General features: G+C 62.0%; 1 protein-coding gene. It reads left to right on the top strand.

Features of this window, described 5'->3' with window-relative positions; translation table 11 throughout:
- Positions 1-628: DsbA family protein (locus tag ACIQ2D_RS21965; RefSeq protein ID WP_263284177.1), on the top strand; the 628-nt coding region annotated here is incomplete at its 5' end.
- Between the last annotated feature and the right edge of the window lie 822 nt (positions 629-1,450).

The following is a 1,450-nucleotide window of genomic DNA, read 5'->3' as shown; positions in this document are numbered from 1 at the left end:
CATGGTGCTGGCTGCAGTACTGGGTGCGGTGATCTTCCGCGTGGCAGCGACCAAGCTGGGTGAGGCCGAAGCCGATCTCCCCATCGTGCTGGAACCTCCCGTAGATCCCGAGATCGACCACATTCGTGGACCCGAAGACGCCCAGCTGACCCTTGTAGAGTTCGTCGACTTCGAATGTGGATTCTGCGCACATGCCACCGGAGGATGGGACGACCTGCACGTCCACTTCGGCGACGATCTGCGCTACGTGGTCCGTCACCTACCGCTGGTGGACATCCATCCGCACGCACTGGTTGCCGCACATGCAGCAGAGGCCGCAGCACGGCAGCACATGTTCTGGGAATGGCTGGACTTCGTGTTCACCCGCCAGAACGCGCTCGCGCGAACCGATCTCATCGGCTATGCAGCCGAGATAGGACTCGACGTCGACCAGTTCGTCGCGGACCTCGACAGCGACGCGGTCGCCGAGCGCGTACAACGTGACATTTCCAGCGCCCAGTCCAGTGGTGCCCGAGAAACACCGACCTTTTTCGTCGAAGGCTGCCGAATAATCGGAAGCTATGACGCGCGCACCCTCACCAAAGAACTCGAGCACAGCCGCCGAGGCGCTCGCACGTCCCTGCAGTAGACGCCGGAGAGTATCGCCCTCAACGGCACCGTCCTCAACGCCCGACGACTTCGCTCGGATTCCCGATGTGATCGAGACGCTGATCGCGCGAATCAGCCGTCTTCCCCAAACCGTCACCTGCCGCACGTGGTCAGAGAACGCCGACGAAGACGAGCCAGTGGACTGCCGCACGGAATGCGGCAGCGAAGGGCGGGCCGACGAACAGCTCCAAATCCAACATCAACGACGGGGATTCATCGGCAGTGCCCACCGGGCCGGCACGGAGCGTTGTCTCGGACCGCAGACACGCACATCCTCCGGCATGAGCCCGGAAGACACACGCGACCAGATCAGCAGAAAGTTCATCGTTGATGTCTCCTCGCCGTTCCGTGCTCGTCGGAATGCGTGGCGCCGGGACTCGAGCTCGTCCTGAACGAGTGCCAACCGGATTTCGTCGCATCGAGTCCGATCCTTCTGCTCAGCGAGCCGGGCAGCTTCCTCGACCAGCTCGGAATCCGTCATTCCTCGCCTGACATCCTTCACCGCAAAACCTCTCGAATAGTTCGTTTCGGTGTGGATACCCAATTACCTGGCGATCAACAGACTCCGACCGGCAGCCCGCGACGTCGGATGGTCGCGAGGTGATCTCAGTGTCGACGCCGTCCAGGTTGCTGCAACTTCGCCTATTTAGATGGCGGAACTATCCTCGCGGCGTCCTACGGCTCGCGATCAAACCAGTCATCGACGTGCCGCAGTGATCGCTGCGGCACCCCGCGGTGCCGCCATGGCCTTCTCCGAGCACTACGACACCATGCCTCAACAGACCTACACGTGGTCGAGTTC

Source organism: Lysinibacillus sp. NPDC097287 (genome assembly GCF_044761695.1).
Classification (GTDB): Bacteria; Bacillota; Bacilli; order Bacillales_A; family Planococcaceae; genus Lysinibacillus.
The sequence above is the reverse complement of the archived record's forward strand: the minus strand, read 5'-3'. Positions and strand labels throughout refer to the sequence as shown.